Below are 17,652 nucleotides of genomic sequence, written 5' to 3'. Positions count from 1 at the left end.
CTGAATGGCTACATATAAAAAACCAGTATTGCCGTTGCGCGACAATACCAGAAGCATTAAGTTGGCGGATCGTCGGGGGTGTCATCAATCGCGGGGATAGATACCTTGGGCTTGATTTGACCACGAATGCGGTCGAGTACACCATTTTCGGCGGCATCCTTGGCAACACGGATGGCATTGCGAATGCTCACGGCATTAGAGCTACCGTGACTAATTACGCAAACCCCTGCCACGCCGAGCAGTAACGCACCACCGTATTCATCGGCATCAATGCGCTCTTTTACCTTTTTCAGATTGGGTTTCAAGATCAAAGCGCCAAGTTTACCTCGCCATCCTCTGGGAATTTCTTCCTTGAGGATTTGCATGACTGCATTGCCGACACCTTCGGCAAATTTGAGTACAATATTTCCCGCAAAGCCATCACAGACAATTACATCAAACTGACCTTTGAGGATATCTCGACCTTCGGCATTGCCCGCAAAGGTGATTTGGGGATTTTCGCGGAGGGCTTGGTGAACTCGAATCGCTAGTTCATTACCCTTACATTCTTCTTCGCCAATATTAAGCAGACCCACTTTTGGTTCTTTAATGCCGATCGCATATTGGCTATAGAGCGACCCCATGATTGCAAACTGTTCTAAAAATTTAGGGCGGCAGTCCACATTTGCACCCACATCTAGCAGCAAGACAGGCTTATGAGCAACCTGTGTGGGAAATAATGCCCCAATCGCAGGTCGGTCAACCCCTGGCAAGCGTCCTAAGCGTAATAAAGCTGCTGCCATCGCTGCGCCAGAATGTCCAGCCGAAACTACGGCATCCGCCTGTTTGCGTTTGACTAAATTCATGGCAACGGCGATCGAGGAGTTGGGCTTACGACGCAACCCTTCGAGGGGTTCATCATCCATTTCGATGATGCCCTCCGACGGCACGATTTCTAAATGCTCACTTTCGCGATAGTTATGTTGCTTGAGGTAATTAGCAAGAACGTCGCGATCGCCTACTAGCGCTATATCTACACCCAATTGGGTTTGAGCTAATATTGCTCCTTCAATTATTTCGCGTGGGGCAAAGTCCCCACCCATCGCATCTACTGCAATTCTCACGTTTGGCGATCCTGTCTACGTTTTATGACTAAAACTGTAAAGAATTTTATTAAACCTTCCAGAAATTTTAACAGTTCGAGTCACCTCAGCCATCAGCAATCTCAAACAAGCCGCAAGAGATTTTGCAAAAGTGTTACGAAGCAACACTTTTGCAAAATCTCAAAACCGCAAAAATGAGTGGCGGTGCGAATTACCGTCACTCATTTTTGCGGTTTTGATTTTGAGCATTATGGAGTTGGCGCAATGGCTCTACTAGCTTCACGATCAAGTGGCAAAATTAATGGTGTGTTTTGGCTATTACCAAGAATTACTAGTTTAGAATTTTGAGATTGCGCTAGTTTTTCAGTAGCTTCGATTTGCCTTAGTTGCAACACTGCGGGAGTAAGCCCTTCCGCCAAGATTTTTTGAGCATCAGCGCTGCCCCTTGCCTCAATTCGTTTGCGATCGGCTTCTTGCTTCTCTTTTTCTAAGACAAATTTCATTTGTAAATTTTCCTGCTCAGCTTTGAGGCGTTGCTGAATGGCAGCTTGCAAAGTTTCAGGCACTTTGACGTTTCGTAGCAGAGCTTCATCGACAATAAAACCAATCGGCGCAAGCTGCGATCGCAATTTTTCGGCAAGTTTGAGACTGATTTCTTCGCGCTTAGTAGCATAAACATCTTCAGCAGAATATCCAGAGATAATTTCTCGCGAAATCGCCCGAAATCGTGAAATTACAATTTCACTTTCTTCAGTGCCGATATTCAGGTAAATACTTGCTGCTTTAGCAGGATCAATCCGATATTGGATGCTGATATCAATCGCTAAAGCCAAGCCTTCCTTAGAAGTTGCGCCAATTTCTTCTTTGAGATCACGTAATCGCACGGAGAACTGCACCACATCTGCGAAGGGATTAATCACATGCAGCCCTGCGGTTAAGCTGCGATCGCTGACCTTCCCCTGAAAATCTTCCACGCCAACATTTCCCGCAGGAATCACAATAATCAATCGACTCAAGGCATTAATCGTAGTGACTAAAGCGATTAACCCTGCGATCACCTGTATCACCAGTTGGGCAATGCGGTTATCGACCAGACGTTTGTTATTAAAAAATACCAATATCGAGACGAGTGAAGCGATCGCAGAAACGATAAACGACATTTGTGTATACCTAATGTTTAGCGAAATGGCATCGAATAGAGCAGACCACCCTGCTTCCAAGTGCGATTTAACCCACGGGGAATATCTAAGGGGGCAAGATTGCGTTTATAGATATCACTATAATTGCCAACTTGTTTGAGGATTTGCGTTGTCCAGTCTGGCGCAAGCCCTAATTCAATACCAAGGGAGTCAGTTGTACCGAGAAACCTAGCTACTTCGAGGTTTTTCGTATCTTTAAAAATTGTGTAGTTTTCCATAGTGATGTCCAATTCTTCAGCATAGAAGGTGGCATAAACTACCCATGTCACCACGTCACGCCAACGATCGTCATTGGCAACAATCGCAGGGCTAAGCGGTTCTTTGGACAAACTCAGATCGAGAATTTTGTGATCAGCAGGTCGGGGTAATTTGCTGCGCCATGCAGCGAGTTGTGACTTTTCTGACGAGACGGCTTCGCAATCACCTTGGGAGTAAGCATTGAGAACGGCATCTAGATCGGGTAGTACGAGCGATTCAACTTTAAGTTCAGCTTCTGCGATCACAGATTCCAGATTGTTCGCATTCACCCCAATTTCGACACAGATTTTTTTATTGTCTAAATCCTTCAGAGATAGCGCAACATCTTTATTGATAGTTGGCAGTTCATCTGATTTCGCAGAGGCTTCGGGGGAGGGATTGGCGCTAGGGGATGGCGAAGTTGTTGGGCTAGGGCTAGGCGTAGACTTACTCGTTGGCGCTTTGCCAATTCTGAGCATAATCCCCTGTCCATCAAAAAAAGTGGTCGGCGCAAAAGATATGTTAGGAGCAATTTCGCGACTAAGGGTACGGGTAGTATTTCGCATCAAGATATCGACTTCACCTGTTTGAATAGCGGTGAAGCGATCTTTAGCTAGCAATGGTTTGTAATCGACCGCCTTGGCATCTCCCAAAACAGCGGCGGCAATGGCGCGGCAATAGTCAACATCCAATCCGCTCCAAACGCCCTTTTCATCTACATAGCTAAATCCCGGTAACTTGCCATTGACACCGCAAATTAGCTTGCCCCGCGCCTTGACCTTTTCTAAGATACCTTCAGTTTCTTGGGCGGCGGGTGTGGCGCTCACCGTAGGTGTTGCAGTTGGTGATGGGGTGGGTTGCGGCTGTTGGCAGCTTGACAATAAGGCGATCGCTAAGCTTCCCAAAACGCACCATTGCTTGAAAGGTATTTTTTTTACAGTGTTTTTGGGATGGCTCTTGAGGGAAATATTATGTTCACGTAAATGCTTGGGCATTAAGCTCATAGTTTTACTGATGTCTAGCTCGATCTATCTATAGTCCAGTTGCAAGCTTACCTCAAAACCAAATTTAGTTTTGGGCATATAATTCTGGACAGCTTTGCCGCCTTGGTGGTAATCCTTCTAAATTTTTGGCAAACATCAGACTATCACCGTCATGAATCCAAGGGGGGCTTATTAACAGTATGGGTAGACCACCAATCAGATGTACATCTTCCAAGGATGCAGTGCTTGGAGGTCAGTTGCCGCCACCCATCGGGGGCTTGGTACTAGGTGGCATAGAGGGGGTAAAAAGAAGATTGCATAGTCCTGCGATCGCGGTTAGAGTTGTTGCCTTAAAAGAGGCTCTCAACTATGGCGAAACAGGCTTAGATCTAGTTTTGCAGGGTTTACAAGATTACTCAATCCCAGTGCAGCGTACTGCCCTGTCTTTACTATGGCGTAGACCAGAAGTGCATGTCCGCCAAGCCATAGCCGACTATAGCCAATATCATCTCTTCGATATTGTGGATACTTTGCAAGGTCATGGCTCTGCGATCGCAACTTTAGCTTTGTCAAAAAATGGCAGGATTTTATATAGCGCTGGTCTTGATGGCACAATCAAGGTTTGGGACTTAGGTAGAAATCACAATAAGCAGGTTGGCACAATTCGCGGTCACAGCCACATCGTTACCTCCATTGCCCTCAGTACCAATGGTCGCCTACTAGCCAGTGGTAGTCGCGACAAAACGATTAAAATTTGGGATGCTCTATCTGGCAAAGAGTTACTGTCATTAACGGGGCACCTTGGCTATATCAATTCGGTAGCAATTACCCCCAATGGCAAAACCTTGATTACAGGCAGCCAAGACACCACGATTAAACTATGGGATCTCAAAACAGGTACAGAGATTCGGACTTTGCGTGGGCATACGAGTTTGGTGGATGCCGTTGCACTAAGTCCCGATGGTAATGCGATCGCAAGTTGTAGTTGGGATACGACAATTCGGGTCTGGGATTTAATGTCTGGGAAATTGCGCTGGGAATTTATCGGACATTCGGCAAGGGTGCTATGTTTTGCGATTAGTCCCGATGGACGCACCCTCGTCAGTGGCAGTCTCGACACCCGCATCAAGGTTTGGGATTTGCAAACAGGTAAGGCAATTCGTACCCTAGAAGGTCATTGGGGCTGGGTCAAGTCTTTGATCATTAGTCGTGATGGTAAAACCTTAATCAGTGCCAGTTATAAAGAAATTCGAGTTTGGAACTTGGAAACAGGCGCACCAATTCAGGTACTCAATGGGCATGTCAACTTAATTAATGCGATCGCACTTAGTCACGATGAACAGACTTTAGTTAGTGGTGGCGAAGACTGCAACATTCACATCTGGAGTATTCCATAAAAAAGGTCGTGCAAAGCACGACCTTTTTTATCTAAGCTTCAACAGCATTTAATGTTTTCTTGCGCTTAGCTGCACGCCAGCCACCTAAAGCACCAGCTACCAAAACTCCTGCAACCGCAGGAGGCACAGGTACAGGTCGAGGTACATAAGCAGATATTGTGTCATTGCTGCACTCAAATCCTAATGTGGCAAGGAATGACATGCCGCGATATTGATCAGGCAAAGTAAAAGCAAATCCATAAACATACTTGTTGTTACTAGCCAAGTTCACAGTGGTCGGGAAAAGTTGAGCAGCTAGTTGCGCAGGAGTGAGGCTACGGACACTATTGTTTGCGAAAGTACCAGTATTAATTACATTGGGAATAGAGGTAGATCCGGGGGTATAGGCCGCAAAATATGGATCAGTCCAGAGCAAATCACCAAATCGGGAATTGGCGTTGCCATTATCGTTGTCAGCCTTAACTTTATCGTTGTAAGTCTTCAGATTGGTATAGCCTTGGTTACTACCAGCAACACTCTTACCTTTAACGCCTGTATATACACCATTTAGGTTACTTGAAGGATTCATGTCATTAGGGGCAAAACGAATACCAAGTAATGCTCCCTGAGCGTTTTGGAATTGGAAATTGCTGCCACTGTCATAGCCAAAGTCTAAAAACAAATCTCCATAGCCAACATTGTTGATAACCCCATTAGTGCCAGCTTTGTAACTAGTGTTAATACCTACAAAAATCTCATTGCCAACCTGCTTAAACCCCATCCCGTAGAAGTCATAGCGGCTAGCGGGTCCAAAATTGGCGTTTCCCGATAGACCACCTGAACCGTCATAGAGTTGATCGTCATTGGCATAGTTCCAACCATTTATCAATGTCCCCGCCTGTGCAGGCAGACTAACTGCGATCGCACCCAAAGCAACAATCGATGCCGAAATTACCTTTTTAAAAACTGACTGACCCATATCGCCCACCTTCGCCTAACTAGCACTATCTAAAAACTAAATCTAAAACTGCTACTCACATTTAAATTTAGTGAGTCTTCTGATATCCATAATCAGGTTTTTAGAACGGTTTGTCAGCTAGTTAAAGTTATGAGAAAGTTACTATCCGAGCCTAAATGTAGTTATAAGATAGTTATAATCACTAGAAAATCGGCAAAAAACAAGTTTTTTTAGGGTTTATAACGCTTATCCATTGCGAAGTTTTTGAATTTGACGATCGCTTTGCTGCGCCCATTGCGTATTTTTTTGCTGATTGAAATAAGCCTGCGCCTGAATGAATGACTGAATTGCCTCTTGCTTTTTGCCTGCCCTTACTTGCGCCACCCCAAGGGTATAAAAAGCCTCGGCATAGTCTTTACGCAACTGTGACGCATTCTGCAATCTAGTGATCGCATCTTCGGTTTTGCCTTGAATTAATAGAGCCGCCCCCAAGTTGTAATGAGCCTCTGCATACTGAGGATTTAGCTTCAAAGCCTGTGCATAGTGAGACATTGCCTTTGGCAAATCACCTTGAGTTTGAAATAGTAGCCCCAAGTTATAAATCGTCTCTGGTGATTGCGGCATTAATTTGAGGGCTTGAGTCAGACTTGCGATCGCATTATTAACATCTTTTTTCTCTTTATAGGCAAGACCAAGATTGTAATAGGCAACCGATAGCTTCGGATCAAGACGAATTGCTCTCTGTAAGTTGGGAATCGCTTTGGTTGGATCACCAGATTGCAATTGAGCCGCTCCTAAATTGCTAAATGCGATCGCAAATTTAGGATCAAGTCGAGATGCTCTCTGAAAAGCATGAATGGCATCTTTAAGGTTATTTGCCTGTGCATAGGCAAGCCCCAGATTGTAATAGGCAGCAGTTAGCTCAGGATTTTTCTTAATGGCGGCGCGAAACATGACGATCGCACCTTCTAAATTTTCTAGGCGCACATAGGCATTACCACGTTCTAAAAGCTGATCAGCCGTCTCATTGGGCGGCACGACAATCTGTTGCTGCACCTGAACTTTTTGTGGTGGCTTTTGTCGCAATTGTGCGATCGCATTACCTGCGGAACATGCACTAGCCACGAAGATCGACACAAAAATTCCCAAAACTGGCTTCATCATCTTTTTTGGTCTGTTCTTCATAGAAAATGTTAAATTGAGAGAGCTAAATTGACTAAGAACTTAGCGTTCACGACTTAGCCCAAAGCTTTACCAACAAGCTTCACAAACATAAGCCCCGCAAACATGATTCTCGTCATCGATAATTACGACAGCTTTACCTATAACCTCGTACAGTACCTCGGCGAATTATTACCCGAATTCCCCGCATTAGGTGAAATATTAGTTAAGCGGAACGACGAAATAAGCATTGAAGAAATCAAACAGCTTCGCCCCGCAGGCATCGTAATTTCACCAGGGCCTGGTCGTCCCGAAGAGGCAGGTGTATCCCTCGATGTCATTCGAGAACTAGATGCCAATACTCCGATTTTGGGTGTATGTCTCGGACATCAGAGTATGGGCTTAATGTATGGTGGCAAAGTTGTCTCTGCGCCTTACCTAATGCATGGCAAGACATCACAAATTTATCATACAGGAGTCGGTATTTTAGAGGGTTTATCTAATCCCTTTACCGCAACTCGTTATCACAGCCTCGTCATCGATCGCCACAATTGTCCCGATGTCCTTGAGGTGACAGCATGGACTGAAGATGACATCATCATGGGAGTCAGACACAAGCAATATCCCCATGTACAAGGCGTGCAGTTCCATCCAGAAAGCATTTTGACCGATGCAGGTAAAAATCTCCTGAGAAACTTCCTCAAGGGATTAAGCGTCTCATAGTCTGATATTTTTCTTGTTAGCACATCTTCAAATTTATAGCTACAGCCAGTCATGTTAAGTCCAAAACAAAACCCAAAATAGAGTTGTGGCGCTTCGCGCCACAACTCTATTTTGGGTTCTTACTTAGCTATAACAACTTGCCGTGAGCAATTCTCACATGCCCAAATACTCAGCGAACTAAACAACATGCGCCGCAGACAAATTCTTCGACTCGCACAAGGTGGAATCATTTCAGCCTTTACCGCAGGCATTATTGCCGATGCAGCAAATTCCCAAACCAATTCAACCCTCAGGCTTCAGTGGCTAGGGCATATGTCATTTTTAATCTCTGGGGATGGCGTAAATTTTTTAACACATCCTTTCCGTCCTGCGGGCTGCACTGCTAAGTTACCGATTCCTAGACCTGCTGCTGACTATATTTTGATTAGCTCACGTCTATTTGATGAGGGATATTTAGAAGACCAACCTAAAAATACGCGAGTTTTGTCTGAGCCGGGTTCCTATAACCTCAAGGGGATTAATCTCCAAGGCATCACCATGGATCATGATCGCCTTGGTGGGCGCAGATTTGGGCGTAACGTGGCATGGCGCTGGAAACAGTCAGGAATTTTTGTATTGCACCTCGGCGGCGCGGCTGCACCCATCACCCCTTCACAACGTATTCTCATGGGTCGTCCTGATGTACTAATTGTGCCAATCGGTGGCAATCCTCAGGGTAATGATCCTTTACAGTTAAAAGCCTATTCTCCAGCCGAAGCTAGAGCAATCGTCCAAGAGTTAAATCCACGTATTGTCATTCCCATCTATTACCGCACTGATAAGTCTAGTGAATCTTGTCAATTGGCATCTGTAGATGAATTTCTCGCGCTCATGCCCGAAGAAAGTATCCGCAAGCTCAACGGATCGACCTTAGAACTTAACGCTAATAATTTGCCACAAACTACAGTAGTCAGAGTCTTAAAGTCTTAGAAAAAAAAGAGTGCTTTGCACTCTTTTTTTTCTAAGGTATTACCTTCACAACTGCACCAACAGAAACATTGGCAAATAGTTCGCGAATATCCTCGTTATACATGCGGATACAACCATGGGAAGCTGCTTGACCGACCGAAGCTCGATTGGGTGTACCGTGAAATCCTGACCAGTTTTTGCCGTCAGTCCAGAAGCCAATCCAGCGATCGCCGAGGGGATTCTCAGGATCTTTGCTAGGAATAACATCTCCTGTAAATGGATTTTCCCAAGCAGGATATTCGATGGTTTGTAAGACTTTATGACTGCCCACAGGTGTCCCCCAGCCTGATTTACCCACAGCCACAGGATAGCTTTTGAGGGCGATCTCACCATGAAAAGCAGTCACTTTACGTTTGCTGATGCTGACTTCTAGTCGAGTCACCTTCATCGCAGCACGATCCCACAATTGACGATTGGGGTTGACAGCATAGGGAGATGGCAATGCTGGGACTTTGTTTTGCGAGCTAAGGGCTTGGTATAGCAGTACCGCTAATTCGCTTTTGGTGATCGCCGCAGTGGGTGACAAAACACGAGGATCAGGATAGTTAATCGCTAAGCCCTGTTGCGTAATTGTGGCGATCGCAGGCATGGCATATTCAGGGATCTGATTAGCATCGCGATACATCGACAACAGGTATGCCTGTGGGGTTTTGACAGATTTGATGTTGAGATTTAGTTCACGGGAGATCGCCACCATAGCCTCGGCTTTGGTAGCTGGCTCATTTAGTCGGGTTGTAATCTTAGGGACATTACTATTCGCAAAAGCGGTATCTAATAACTTTGCCAGTTCGGCGCGAGTAACTATGCGATCGGGCTGAAACTGTCCCGTTGCATTAGGATTTACCCAAGCATCACTCAACTTTGGATTTGCTAGTAATCCTTCAACAAATTGACGCGACCAGTGTTTTTGGAGATCGATAAATAAAAATTTAGGTATGCTTCGGGATGCTCTCAATGGGACATTTTGATTGCTTGCCCATGAATTATCACTATGGATAAGCGTATAAAATGCAGTCACAGCAATGATGTTAGTGGCAATGGCAACACGCACAAGAGACGGTAGAAGATGTTGCGATCGCATTCTCATAGGTTTCAATTGCTATAACGCTTGATATTGATTGAATGATCTAAAGTAGTTATGCAGTCTAACATATTCACTAAAATGACCATACATTGCTCTACTTTAGAACAATCTCCTCAAGACATTTTTGCGTAATCCCTCATTTATGCTGATTCCTATGAATAACCCCAACGTCGAGCAATTGTGTGATGTTTCCAGTCCCGACCAAATCATCACCGTCCGACCAGCTCAAGCAACCGATACCGTACAACGATTACCATATTTCGTCGGCATTTCTGGAACAACAGCAGGCGCAAAGGGAATTTCAATGAATCTAGTGATCATCCCTGCAGGCAGTGCCGCAGAACCACACTGCCACAATGGCTATGAAACAGCAATTTATCTGTTGGAGGGAAAAGTTGAAACTCGCTATGGCAAAGGGCTAAAACAATCAGTAATTAATGAAGCTGGTGATTTTCTATTTATTCCCGCAGGTGTGCCGCATCAACCCCATAACCTCAGTGACACCCACCCAGCCCGTGCGATCGTCTCTCGCAATGACCCCAACGAACAGGAAAATGTGATTATTTATGACCCCAATCAAGACTAAAGATGCGGTTCACAAACTCGATAGCTAATTGACTACCTCTTTATGTAGGCACAGCCGATCATTCATCCATACCCTTAGCTAGATTCACATCTCGAAATACTTTGTTATATTTCTTTACATAAGGAAACAACAAAGAGGACAAAGCAATGGCAAACGGTTATACAGTCAATGAGCGCGGCATTCTCAACAACTACGCGATCGAACCAAAGATGTATGTTGATGATACCGATAAAGCTGGTTTTACTCCCTACGCCGAACTTCTCAACGGCAGACTCGCCATGATTGGCTTTGTCTCTTTGTTAATTCTAGAAGTGTCGACAGGTCATGGATTGATTTGGTGGCTTGGTAATTTCTAACCCATGACTGTTTCCAATCAAAATTTTTAAGACAAAGTAAAAACGATAATTTAGCCCTACCAAAAGGTAGGGCTTTTTTTGGCAATTTGCCAATATCCTAACTGCGAGCGAGATAGCCACAAATGGCGGCGCAATGCGCTGCCATTTGTTAAATTTATCTAGACCTTTTGCCAAAGCTGAATTTCATAGCAAAGATGCTTATGAAACAAGTTTGAAGCCTGTAGACCTTCGGTAATCAATTTCTTAAATAAGTTTCCAAGGAAATAACGCAGCACAGCATAAATAGGCGGAACTGCGATCGCAATTAGATTGGCAATATATTTCATCGTCGATACGCCAAAGGTTTGAAAACTCTGCACACAGATATCTAAAGTCGGTACAATGTGCGCGGAAATATCATCAGTTGTAACGAGTTTAAAGCCATTCTTTTCCATTTCGCGGTGCAAATCCGCATTCACCAGACAGTTAGAAAACATACCTTCACGATATTCAGGATCTTTGCGTAACATGTCCGACAGCAACAGATAGCCACCAGATTTCACAATCTGCGAAGCTCCCTCGGCGATCGACTCTGGCGACATATATTGACTACTTTCGCTAAATAAAAGCAGGTCATAGGTCGGAGGAGCAGCTAGTTTCTGATAGTTCTGCACAAACTCCTCAAAAGTATTGACGTGAAAGACCGCCCGATGATTAGTTTTTTCTAGAAAGTTAGCTTTTTGCAATGGATCTGGCGCAACACCTTCCACCTGTAAACCTCGTTCTAACATCGTAATTGCATTCCCCCCATTACCACATCCCACATCTAAAACCGTGTGAATATCGGTGGGAAGAAAAGACAATAAATGGGTAGCGTAAGCTTCTTGAGCTGCCCTTAGTTTAGTGACCGTTAAATCATCGGTAGGAGCGGGGATTGGATTCCAATAGCCATAGTGAAGATAGGAAGAACCTGTGAGATCCAAATAGTATTGGAGAGCAGCATTTTGATAGCGAGTTACATTGTTCATAGATAGTTTATAGTACAGGTTTTGTTCACAGGCATCTGGTAATATTTGTGGCGCTTTGCACCACAAATATTACTTCTGGTTTTGAAAGGCTGGGGACAGTTATAAGTAGATAAACATAATGAAAACCAAAAATCAGAGCGTGAGTTGCCCACTTCGCGGGTAACTCACGTTTCTGGGTTTTAAGTTTATTTATGCTGAACTACTTATTTCTAAAAGAGAGCAAATCTATTTGATTTGGGATTCTAGACAAGGCTGAAACTCTTCCCAACGACGGCTCACCTGTGCATAACAGTCAGGGGGAAATATCTTCAGATTCTGAAACAGATTAATTTCCAAATGTTGTTCCATTTTCAGCAGCAATACAATTTCGGTTTCAGGGACATAGTTGGTCACTGCTTGTAACAACACTGTGAGCAATTCTTGATCGCTCGACAAAGTAGACATGAATATACTCAAATCCTGTAATGCAATAAACCGAGAGTGAAATGGAGTTACAGCTAAACGGCTTGGTGCGATTGCTAAAGGATCAACATCGCAAAGCAATACCCCACGTCCCTGTTGCCAAAAACCTTGCCATGCAAAATAGCCAATCAGCATCAGATTGTCTCGAATAAAACCCTTTTGCCAATAGCCAAAGTTACCTTGCCAATCGCTATCTTTTAGCTTCTTCGTCATCTATTACCTCGTAGATGTAGATTTATGGATTTGAGAAGTGTTTCGGCGGGCATCCTGACTTTTTTTTGCTAATTAGCAAAAAACTACAGTTGCGAGACAGTGTTGGATTTGCACCAAACTTTCCCCATTACTTTTAGTGGCTGTTCCCCACTAAAACCGAAATCTAGTGCTTCAGCATAGCATTTCTTATCTTCTAAAAATTAATTAAGCCGCCTGCGTAGCGAGCGGCTTAATTAATTTTTAGCTCTAATCATTTCTGAGGCTTGGCAATATCAAGATTGAGAAATGGAACTGCACCATTACCACCCAATACTTGTGGAAACTTACCATCCCATTTTTCGATCGCTTGTTTCTGCAACAGTTCCGAGGTCAAGGTTTCACGGAGAAGACGCTGAGCTTCAGCCTGCCCTTTAGCACGGTTAATCGTAGCCTCAGCTTCTTGTTCCGCTTCTCTAGCAATATATACAGCTCTCTGAGCGCGTTGTTCTGCAATTTGTTTCTCTTCTACTGCCTTAGAGAACTCCGTCGAGAAATTTAAATCGACAACACTTGTATCCAGCACAATAATTCCATACTTACTCAGGCGTTGGCTCAAGGCTTCGTCAAAGTCCAATTTGAGTTCATCACGCTTCGTAATCGCTTCCTCAACAGTACGCCTTGCCGCCGCAACCTTAAAGGACTCTTGCGTTTGCGGTGCAATAATTTTGGCAACAATATTTTGCAAAGTGCCTTGAGTTCGACGAATCGTTACGACTTCAATCGGATCGAGGCGAAAGTTAATCGCAAAACTTGCCGTCAGTTGTTGTAGATCCTTGGTGGAACTTTGGGCTGGCACTTCAAACTTTTGGACAGTTAAGTCATAGACATCCACCTGCGAAATCACAGGCGGTTTAAAGTGAACACCCTCCAGCAATACGCCATCTTTAGCTTTTCCTAGTACGCTCAATACGCCAGCTTCACCGGGATTAATAATGACGAAAGCATTAAAACTAATAACCGCGAGAATGCCGACGATCGCAACGAGGACTAAGGATTGCCAGCTTGTTTCTTGGTCTTGCATTGCTATTTTCTATAATCTGTGATTCTCAATCATAGCAAAATCACCAAGCTAAGTAGTTCAGCATAAATAACCTTAAAGCCCAGAAGCGTGAGTCGCCCGCAAAGCTAGCAACACTCTTTTGGATTTTAGGTTTGTCCTAACTGACTAAACGTCACGCTATCAAAAAGGCTACAATCATTACAATTTGTAAAGATTTCGTTACCCTTTACATTAAATTTCTCAGTAAATTTCTCCTTCAATTCTATCCAAGGGATTCTCTAGCTATGACTGAATTCGCAACCAAGCTATCTGAAACGCTCCAGCCTATTGCCGAACAATTTAAGGCTCTCAGTGTGCCCGAACCAGTTACCCATTGGGGGCACCCATTTTTCATGGCAATTGTCATTTTTGCAATGGGATCATTTGTGGCAATCTCAGGATGGCGCAGCCGCACTACCACTGAACCTGAAATTGCTAGTAAAAACAAAGCCGATCATCGTAAAGTTGCACCACTGATGACAGTATTTTTGGCGACTGGCTATACAGGCGGTTTACTCTCTTTGGTGATGCAAGGCAAACCACTGCTCGAAAGTCCTCATTTTATTACAGGCTCCGTAGTATTGACCTTGTTAGCCATCAACGGCACAATTTCCCTCACTGGTTTTGGTGGCAATCAGCCCTTCCTGCGTAACGCCCATGCTTATTTGGGTAGCGCAATTGTGGTGCTGTTGGTTGCCCATGCCTTGCTAGGACTAAAGCTCGGTCTTTCTATCTAAAATTCTTTTAGAAATCTTTTTGAAAGCGCCGCATCGTGGCGCTTTCAAAAATGCCTCTTAACTACATGGCGATAATTGCTATACAAGCCTAGATGGGTTAGTATTTGCCATAACTAAGCACACCTTACCGCCTCAACCCGCGATCGCCGCTATGGAAAACTGGGAGTTTTTGCTACAACGCAAAGGTGACAAGTCTTGGTTGCCGCTAGAATCTCCAACCGTCGAGATTTTGGAAGGACAATATAGACTTGCGGCACGCTCTGCTTTGGCAAATGCACTGGTGGGAATTGCGATCGCATATCGTCCTCTCGCCGATGTGCGGCATCAACCTTTGCAACAAAAACTGGTCAAACGCATCAGCCATGACGGACTAGTGATCGTGATGCCCTACACCAACTTTGTCGCAGGGCTATGGCAAATTGACTGTCTGGCTGCCGAATCTGAGACAGAATCGGGAAGTGAATCCGCAAGTATCGCCCCTGCATGGAAAGCCACAGTTAAGTTTGATGTCATTCCCGTATCTTCAGATTTTGGTTCAGATTGGCAATATATTGAGACTGAATCTGAAGAAGACGTAGAGACTTCTGCGGAAAGCGAACCGACTCTAGCCACAAATACGTTAGGAATAGAGCAACCTGAGCAAAAGACTGTCACCTACAGCTCTCCAATTTTGGATATTGCTGAACAAAGATCGACAGAACTTGTGCAGTCAATGTTTGAGGAATTTGCCATCTTTGAGGAAGAAGACGAAGATGAGAATTTAACTGATGGAAGTTCTTCGGGAAATGATGAATTAGATGATAATTACCAAAATCTAGAAACTGAAGAAATATCTCGTCAGCCGCGCATTTTATTGCGTCTGCATCAACCTCAATATATCGTCAATCCCGATAACAGCTTCAATCTCACGGGAGAGATTTATACTAAGGGAGAAGTGGAAGTAACACTTAAAAATCCACAAACCCTTGATGTGATTATTAACAAACGATTTGCGATCGCAGATTTGGGTGAACGGAATCCCAGCACAGGTACAATTTCCTTTAACTATCAAATTATCGTCCCACCACCATCAGAAGTGCAAGTTTTGATTGGTGAGGTGCAAATCCATCCACAGAAAGACTTTCAACAATATCAAGATCTATTCATTACCCAACAGGCAATTGCAGTTTCCTATCCTGCATCGCGGGTTTTACCAGAACTAATTAAAGAAGTTCAAACCCAAGAAAAACAAATTCAAGAAGAGCAAAAATTAATTGATGCAGCTAGCAATTCTGAGAGTTTCCCACAATTTCCACAGGGTTTTCCACAGGCTACAAATATCACCATCGAGCCAACGGAAAATCGATCGGGCAAACCAAAAACAACACCTGCACTTAGCCTGCCTCCCTTACCCTCAAATAAGCCAAAATCATCGTCAGGAGATGATTTACAGCTTCAAACACCTAGAACATTTTTATCATTACCTCCCTTACCACCACTAAAAAAGACGATCCAAAAGAAAGCTGTCACAGCAGAAACAACGCCCATAAATTCCAATTATTTCGAGGAAGAAATTGATAGTTTTCCACAGGAAGAAATTGACTCGACGCTGAGCGACCAGAATATTCAACTGTCCTTAGATATAGATTCTGAAGAACCAGAATTAATGTACAGCTTTGAAGAAGAGCTTCCACAAAACTATGAAGAAATTTTAGCGCAACCCAGTTTAGAAATTACTCAGCCTAGCAATAATCTCTTACCAAACTTCAAACAGACTGGAAATGAGCCGCCCCGTAACAATCGATTTCTCACTAAATTGCAAACCCTATCTGCCGATGCAATCGCCGCCCAAAAAGCTAGCCAGCGCACGGAAGAACTATTATTAGATACTTTTCCTGTTGATCCTTTGTTGGATGCAGAGGCACAAGCTAGCAATTTAAATATGCCTCTGATTGACTCAGATAACAATGCTCTGATTAATACAGAGGAATTAACAAGTCTTGCCAAATTAGATGTGGAACTAGATCAAGAACTTGATCGATTGCTCAGTTCTGAGCCAGATCTTAGCGATCTGATGCTCAATGAATACGTCTGGGAAGAGACTGTTGATCCTAACACCTTCCCAATTAGTGGCTTATCCAGTCAAAACTTGACAGTTTCTAACTTGTCAGAAACTGCTAAAACTATTCGCAATGTCCAAGAGTCATCCTCCCCCGTACTGCCCGATCAAGAACCAATTCCTGTGCCTGAAATCATTGTTCCTACAGGTGAAATCATCTCAGGTACGCCCATGTCAGTAACCGTGCGTCTACCTGCACTCCAGTCCAAATTCTTTGTGAAGTTCTGGATTAAAGATTTACAAACGAGAATGATTGTAGATGGCCCTCGATGGCTACTGGACTTTAGTACCATACCTAATGCCGAATTCATTGAAACTCGTACCAATATCTCTATTCCCCTCAGCAGTATTGATGTTGCCTTTGAAGCAATTGCGATTGAATCGCATACTCAAAGAGAGAGCCATAAAGTCAGAGTCACTCGCGCAGTTACGCCGCCAAATCTAGCACAGGACATCGATTTTGATGAACCATAGAGATTTTCAAAAGTGTCACTTTTGAAAATCTCTATTTAAAATCTCTATGGCTGGCTCTGTAACCAGTAATAGGTAGCCATGGGCAACAAAGTTGCGAGGATCAATAAAATAATCACCACAATATTCGATGAACTAGCCTCCGTTTCCTCTCTGGTGGCGTAGTTGCTAGTCTCGGTTTCTTCTACTGCCAACAGTGGCGCTCCAGGGTCAGGATTACCATTTAAAATTGTTTCCAAACGAGCCATTCCCTCATTGACTGCTTGGTTGTAATTTGCCTTACGAGCAGGATATAGCATCGTTTCATCGGCAATACTGCTAGCGATACTATCAGGCAAGATTTCCTTTACCTTTGCACCAGTCTGGATTGCAGTACGGTGGTCTTCTGTTGCCATAAATAGTAAGACTTGATTCTCTTTTTCGGCTTCAGAGGGAAACCATTTATCAAACAATTCCGATGCAAACTCTGTCGCAGGTTGCCCAAGATCAATGCGACGAATGGCAACGACATGAACTTCTGTTCCAGTCGATTCTGCAAGCTTTTCGGCTTTACTTGCGATCGCATTTTTAGTAGTCGCGCTCAATACATCCGAATCATCAATCACCCAAGTTTGAGCATTGAGAGTCTTGATTTCCGATAAATCAGGAATATCTGATACCTGTAAAGCCCACACGGCACTAGTACCAATATTCAGACTCAGCAAGAAGGCGATCGCAGTCAGACTAATGTATTGCAAACTGACTAAACTGGAACGAATCACTTCTCTAATAGACTTATTCATTAGTGCTTGGATATAGCACCATAACCGACGTAAAGAACTTGTAATCACAAC

General features: G+C 43.9%; 17 protein-coding genes and 1 riboswitch. Of the genes, 7 read left to right on the top strand and 10 right to left on the bottom strand.

What is annotated here, in order from left to right; all coding sequences use genetic code 11:
- Nucleotides 1-56 precede the first annotated feature (56 nt).
- The 3 genes from plsX to H6F41_RS09125 all read right to left on the bottom strand — a co-directional run bounded on the left by plsX (nucleotide 57) and on the right by H6F41_RS09125 (nucleotide 3,513).
- Nucleotides 57-1,103 carry a phosphate acyltransferase PlsX gene (plsX, locus tag H6F41_RS09135; protein WP_190403170.1) on the bottom strand — a complete coding sequence of 349 codons (1,047 nt, stop codon included), beginning with the start codon at nucleotides 1,101-1,103 and terminating at the stop codon, nucleotides 57-59.
- Nucleotides 1,104-1,330: 227 nt separating this feature from the next.
- A complete protein-coding gene (locus H6F41_RS09130) occupies nucleotides 1,331-2,242 on the bottom strand; it encodes a prohibitin family protein (protein ID WP_190403169.1) in 912 nt (303 codons plus the stop codon).
- Between the two features lie 17 nt (nucleotides 2,243-2,259).
- Complete coding sequence (locus tag H6F41_RS09125; RefSeq protein WP_190403168.1) at nucleotides 2,260-3,513, bottom strand: amino acid ABC transporter substrate-binding protein; 1,254 nt, start codon at nucleotides 3,511-3,513, stop codon at nucleotides 2,260-2,262.
- 188 nt (nucleotides 3,514-3,701) lie between these two features.
- On the opposite strand from H6F41_RS09125, the gene H6F41_RS09120 reads away from it, so the two are divergent.
- Nucleotides 3,702-4,898, top strand: a complete 1,197-nt coding sequence (locus H6F41_RS09120; protein ID WP_190403167.1) for a WD40 repeat domain-containing protein — start codon at nucleotides 3,702-3,704, stop codon at nucleotides 4,896-4,898.
- Between the two features lie 31 nt (nucleotides 4,899-4,929).
- Here H6F41_RS09120 and H6F41_RS09115 read toward each other — a convergent pair whose 3' ends face one another.
- Entirely contained in the window at nucleotides 4,930-5,856 is a 927-nt protein-coding gene (locus H6F41_RS09115) for an XDD3 family exosortase-dependent surface protein (RefSeq protein WP_190403166.1), read from the bottom strand.
- Nucleotides 5,857-6,081: 225 nt separating this feature from the next.
- Nucleotides 6,082-6,999: a tetratricopeptide repeat protein gene (locus H6F41_RS09110; protein ID WP_242022980.1), complete on the bottom strand. Its 918-nt coding sequence runs from the start codon at nucleotides 6,997-6,999 to the stop codon at nucleotides 6,082-6,084.
- A 123-nt stretch (nucleotides 7,000-7,122) separates the two neighbouring features.
- On the opposite strand from H6F41_RS09110, the gene H6F41_RS09105 reads away from it, so the two are divergent.
- The gene (locus H6F41_RS09105; RefSeq protein ID WP_190403165.1) at nucleotides 7,123-7,719 is read left to right on the top strand and encodes an anthranilate synthase component II; all 597 of its coding nucleotides are present in this window, start codon (nucleotides 7,123-7,125) and stop codon (nucleotides 7,717-7,719) included.
- 186 nt (nucleotides 7,720-7,905) lie between these two features.
- Nucleotides 7,906-8,688, top strand: coding sequence for an MBL fold metallo-hydrolase (locus H6F41_RS09100; protein ID WP_190403164.1), 783 nt, complete (start codon nucleotides 7,906-7,908; stop codon nucleotides 8,686-8,688).
- Nucleotides 8,689-8,719: 31 nt separating this feature from the next.
- Here the strand turns inward: H6F41_RS09100 and H6F41_RS18955 are convergent, their stop codons facing one another.
- The gene (locus H6F41_RS18955) at nucleotides 8,720-9,814 is read right to left on the bottom strand and encodes a L,D-transpeptidase (RefSeq protein ID WP_242022986.1); all 1,095 of its coding nucleotides are present in this window, start codon (nucleotides 9,812-9,814) and stop codon (nucleotides 8,720-8,722) included.
- Nucleotides 9,815-9,965: 151 nt separating this feature from the next.
- Between H6F41_RS18955 and H6F41_RS09090 the strand changes: the two genes are divergently transcribed.
- A complete protein-coding gene (locus H6F41_RS09090; protein ID WP_190403163.1) occupies nucleotides 9,966-10,397 on the top strand; it encodes a cupin domain-containing protein in 432 nt (143 codons plus the stop codon).
- Between the two features lie 146 nt (nucleotides 10,398-10,543).
- A complete protein-coding gene (locus H6F41_RS09085; RefSeq protein WP_190403162.1) occupies nucleotides 10,544-10,753 on the top strand; it encodes a chlorophyll a/b-binding protein in 210 nt (69 codons plus the stop codon).
- Between the two features lie 158 nt (nucleotides 10,754-10,911).
- Here H6F41_RS09085 and H6F41_RS09080 read toward each other — a convergent pair whose 3' ends face one another.
- The 3 genes from H6F41_RS09080 to H6F41_RS09070 all read right to left on the bottom strand — a co-directional run bounded on the left by H6F41_RS09080 (nucleotide 10,912) and on the right by H6F41_RS09070 (nucleotide 13,495).
- A complete protein-coding gene (locus H6F41_RS09080) occupies nucleotides 10,912-11,760 on the bottom strand; it encodes an SAM-dependent methyltransferase (RefSeq protein WP_190403161.1) in 849 nt (282 codons plus the stop codon).
- A 225-nt stretch (nucleotides 11,761-11,985) separates the two neighbouring features.
- Complete coding sequence (locus H6F41_RS09075) at nucleotides 11,986-12,435, bottom strand: hypothetical protein (protein WP_190403160.1); 450 nt, start codon at nucleotides 12,433-12,435, stop codon at nucleotides 11,986-11,988.
- Nucleotides 12,436-12,462: 27 nt separating this feature from the next.
- Nucleotides 12,463-12,611, bottom strand: a riboswitch (cobalamin riboswitch).
- A 74-nt stretch (nucleotides 12,612-12,685) separates the two neighbouring features.
- The gene (locus H6F41_RS09070; RefSeq protein WP_190403159.1) at nucleotides 12,686-13,495 is read right to left on the bottom strand and encodes a prohibitin family protein; all 810 of its coding nucleotides are present in this window, start codon (nucleotides 13,493-13,495) and stop codon (nucleotides 12,686-12,688) included.
- A gap of 263 nt (nucleotides 13,496-13,758) precedes the next feature.
- On the opposite strand from H6F41_RS09070, the gene H6F41_RS09065 reads away from it, so the two are divergent.
- Both H6F41_RS09065 and H6F41_RS09060 read left to right on the top strand, forming a co-directional pair.
- A complete protein-coding gene (locus tag H6F41_RS09065; RefSeq protein WP_190403158.1) occupies nucleotides 13,759-14,250 on the top strand; it encodes a DUF4079 domain-containing protein in 492 nt (163 codons plus the stop codon).
- 151 nt (nucleotides 14,251-14,401) lie between these two features.
- Nucleotides 14,402-16,822 (top strand): hypothetical protein, encoded by a 2,421-nt coding sequence (locus H6F41_RS09060; protein ID WP_190403157.1) that lies wholly within the window; start codon nucleotides 14,402-14,404, stop codon nucleotides 16,820-16,822.
- A 44-nt stretch (nucleotides 16,823-16,866) separates the two neighbouring features.
- Here H6F41_RS09060 and psb32 read toward each other — a convergent pair whose 3' ends face one another.
- A complete protein-coding gene (gene psb32 / locus H6F41_RS09055; RefSeq protein ID WP_190403156.1) occupies nucleotides 16,867-17,601 on the bottom strand; it encodes a photosystem II repair protein Psb32 in 735 nt (244 codons plus the stop codon).
- Nucleotides 17,602-17,652: the final 51 nt, after the last annotated feature.

This window comes from Pseudanabaena mucicola FACHB-723 (assembly GCF_014696385.1).
GTDB lineage: Bacteria > Cyanobacteriota > Cyanobacteriia > Pseudanabaenales > Pseudanabaenaceae > Pseudanabaena.
The sequence above is the reverse complement of the archived record's forward strand: the minus strand, read 5'-3'. Positions and strand labels throughout refer to the sequence as shown.

Excerpts from the sequence above, each read along its gene's own strand:
- H6F41_RS09130 (WP_190403169.1), bottom strand. The coding sequence starts at position 2,242 with ATGTCGTTTATCGTTTCTGCGATCGCTTCACTCGTCTCGATATTGGTA.
- H6F41_RS09125 (WP_190403168.1), bottom strand. The coding sequence starts at position 3,513 with ATGCCCAAGCATTTACGTGAACATAATATTTCCCTCAAGAGCCATCCC.
- H6F41_RS09120 (WP_190403167.1), top strand. The coding sequence starts at position 3,702 with ATGGGTAGACCACCAATCAGATGTACATCTTCCAAGGATGCAGTGCTT.
- H6F41_RS09115 (WP_190403166.1), bottom strand. The coding sequence starts at position 5,856 with ATGGGTCAGTCAGTTTTTAAAAAGGTAATTTCGGCATCGATTGTTGCT.
- H6F41_RS09110 (WP_242022980.1), bottom strand. The coding sequence starts at position 6,999 with ATGATGAAGCCAGTTTTGGGAATTTTTGTGTCGATCTTCGTGGCTAGT.
- H6F41_RS09105 (WP_190403165.1), top strand. The coding sequence starts at position 7,123 with ATGATTCTCGTCATCGATAATTACGACAGCTTTACCTATAACCTCGTA.
- H6F41_RS09100 (WP_190403164.1), top strand. The coding sequence starts at position 7,906 with ATGCGCCGCAGACAAATTCTTCGACTCGCACAAGGTGGAATCATTTCA.
- H6F41_RS18955 (WP_242022986.1), bottom strand. The coding sequence starts at position 9,814 with ATGAGAATGCGATCGCAACATCTTCTACCGTCTCTTGTGCGTGTTGCC.
- H6F41_RS09090 (WP_190403163.1), top strand. The coding sequence starts at position 9,966 with ATGAATAACCCCAACGTCGAGCAATTGTGTGATGTTTCCAGTCCCGAC.
- H6F41_RS09085 (WP_190403162.1), top strand. The coding sequence starts at position 10,544 with ATGGCAAACGGTTATACAGTCAATGAGCGCGGCATTCTCAACAACTAC.
- H6F41_RS09080 (WP_190403161.1), bottom strand. The coding sequence starts at position 11,760 with ATGAACAATGTAACTCGCTATCAAAATGCTGCTCTCCAATACTATTTG.
- H6F41_RS09075 (WP_190403160.1), bottom strand. The coding sequence starts at position 12,435 with ATGACGAAGAAGCTAAAAGATAGCGATTGGCAAGGTAACTTTGGCTAT.
- H6F41_RS09070 (WP_190403159.1), bottom strand. The coding sequence starts at position 13,495 with ATGCAAGACCAAGAAACAAGCTGGCAATCCTTAGTCCTCGTTGCGATC.
- H6F41_RS09065 (WP_190403158.1), top strand. The coding sequence starts at position 13,759 with ATGACTGAATTCGCAACCAAGCTATCTGAAACGCTCCAGCCTATTGCC.
- H6F41_RS09060 (WP_190403157.1), top strand. The coding sequence starts at position 14,402 with ATGGAAAACTGGGAGTTTTTGCTACAACGCAAAGGTGACAAGTCTTGG.
- psb32 (WP_190403156.1), bottom strand. The coding sequence starts at position 17,601 with ATGAATAAGTCTATTAGAGAAGTGATTCGTTCCAGTTTAGTCAGTTTG.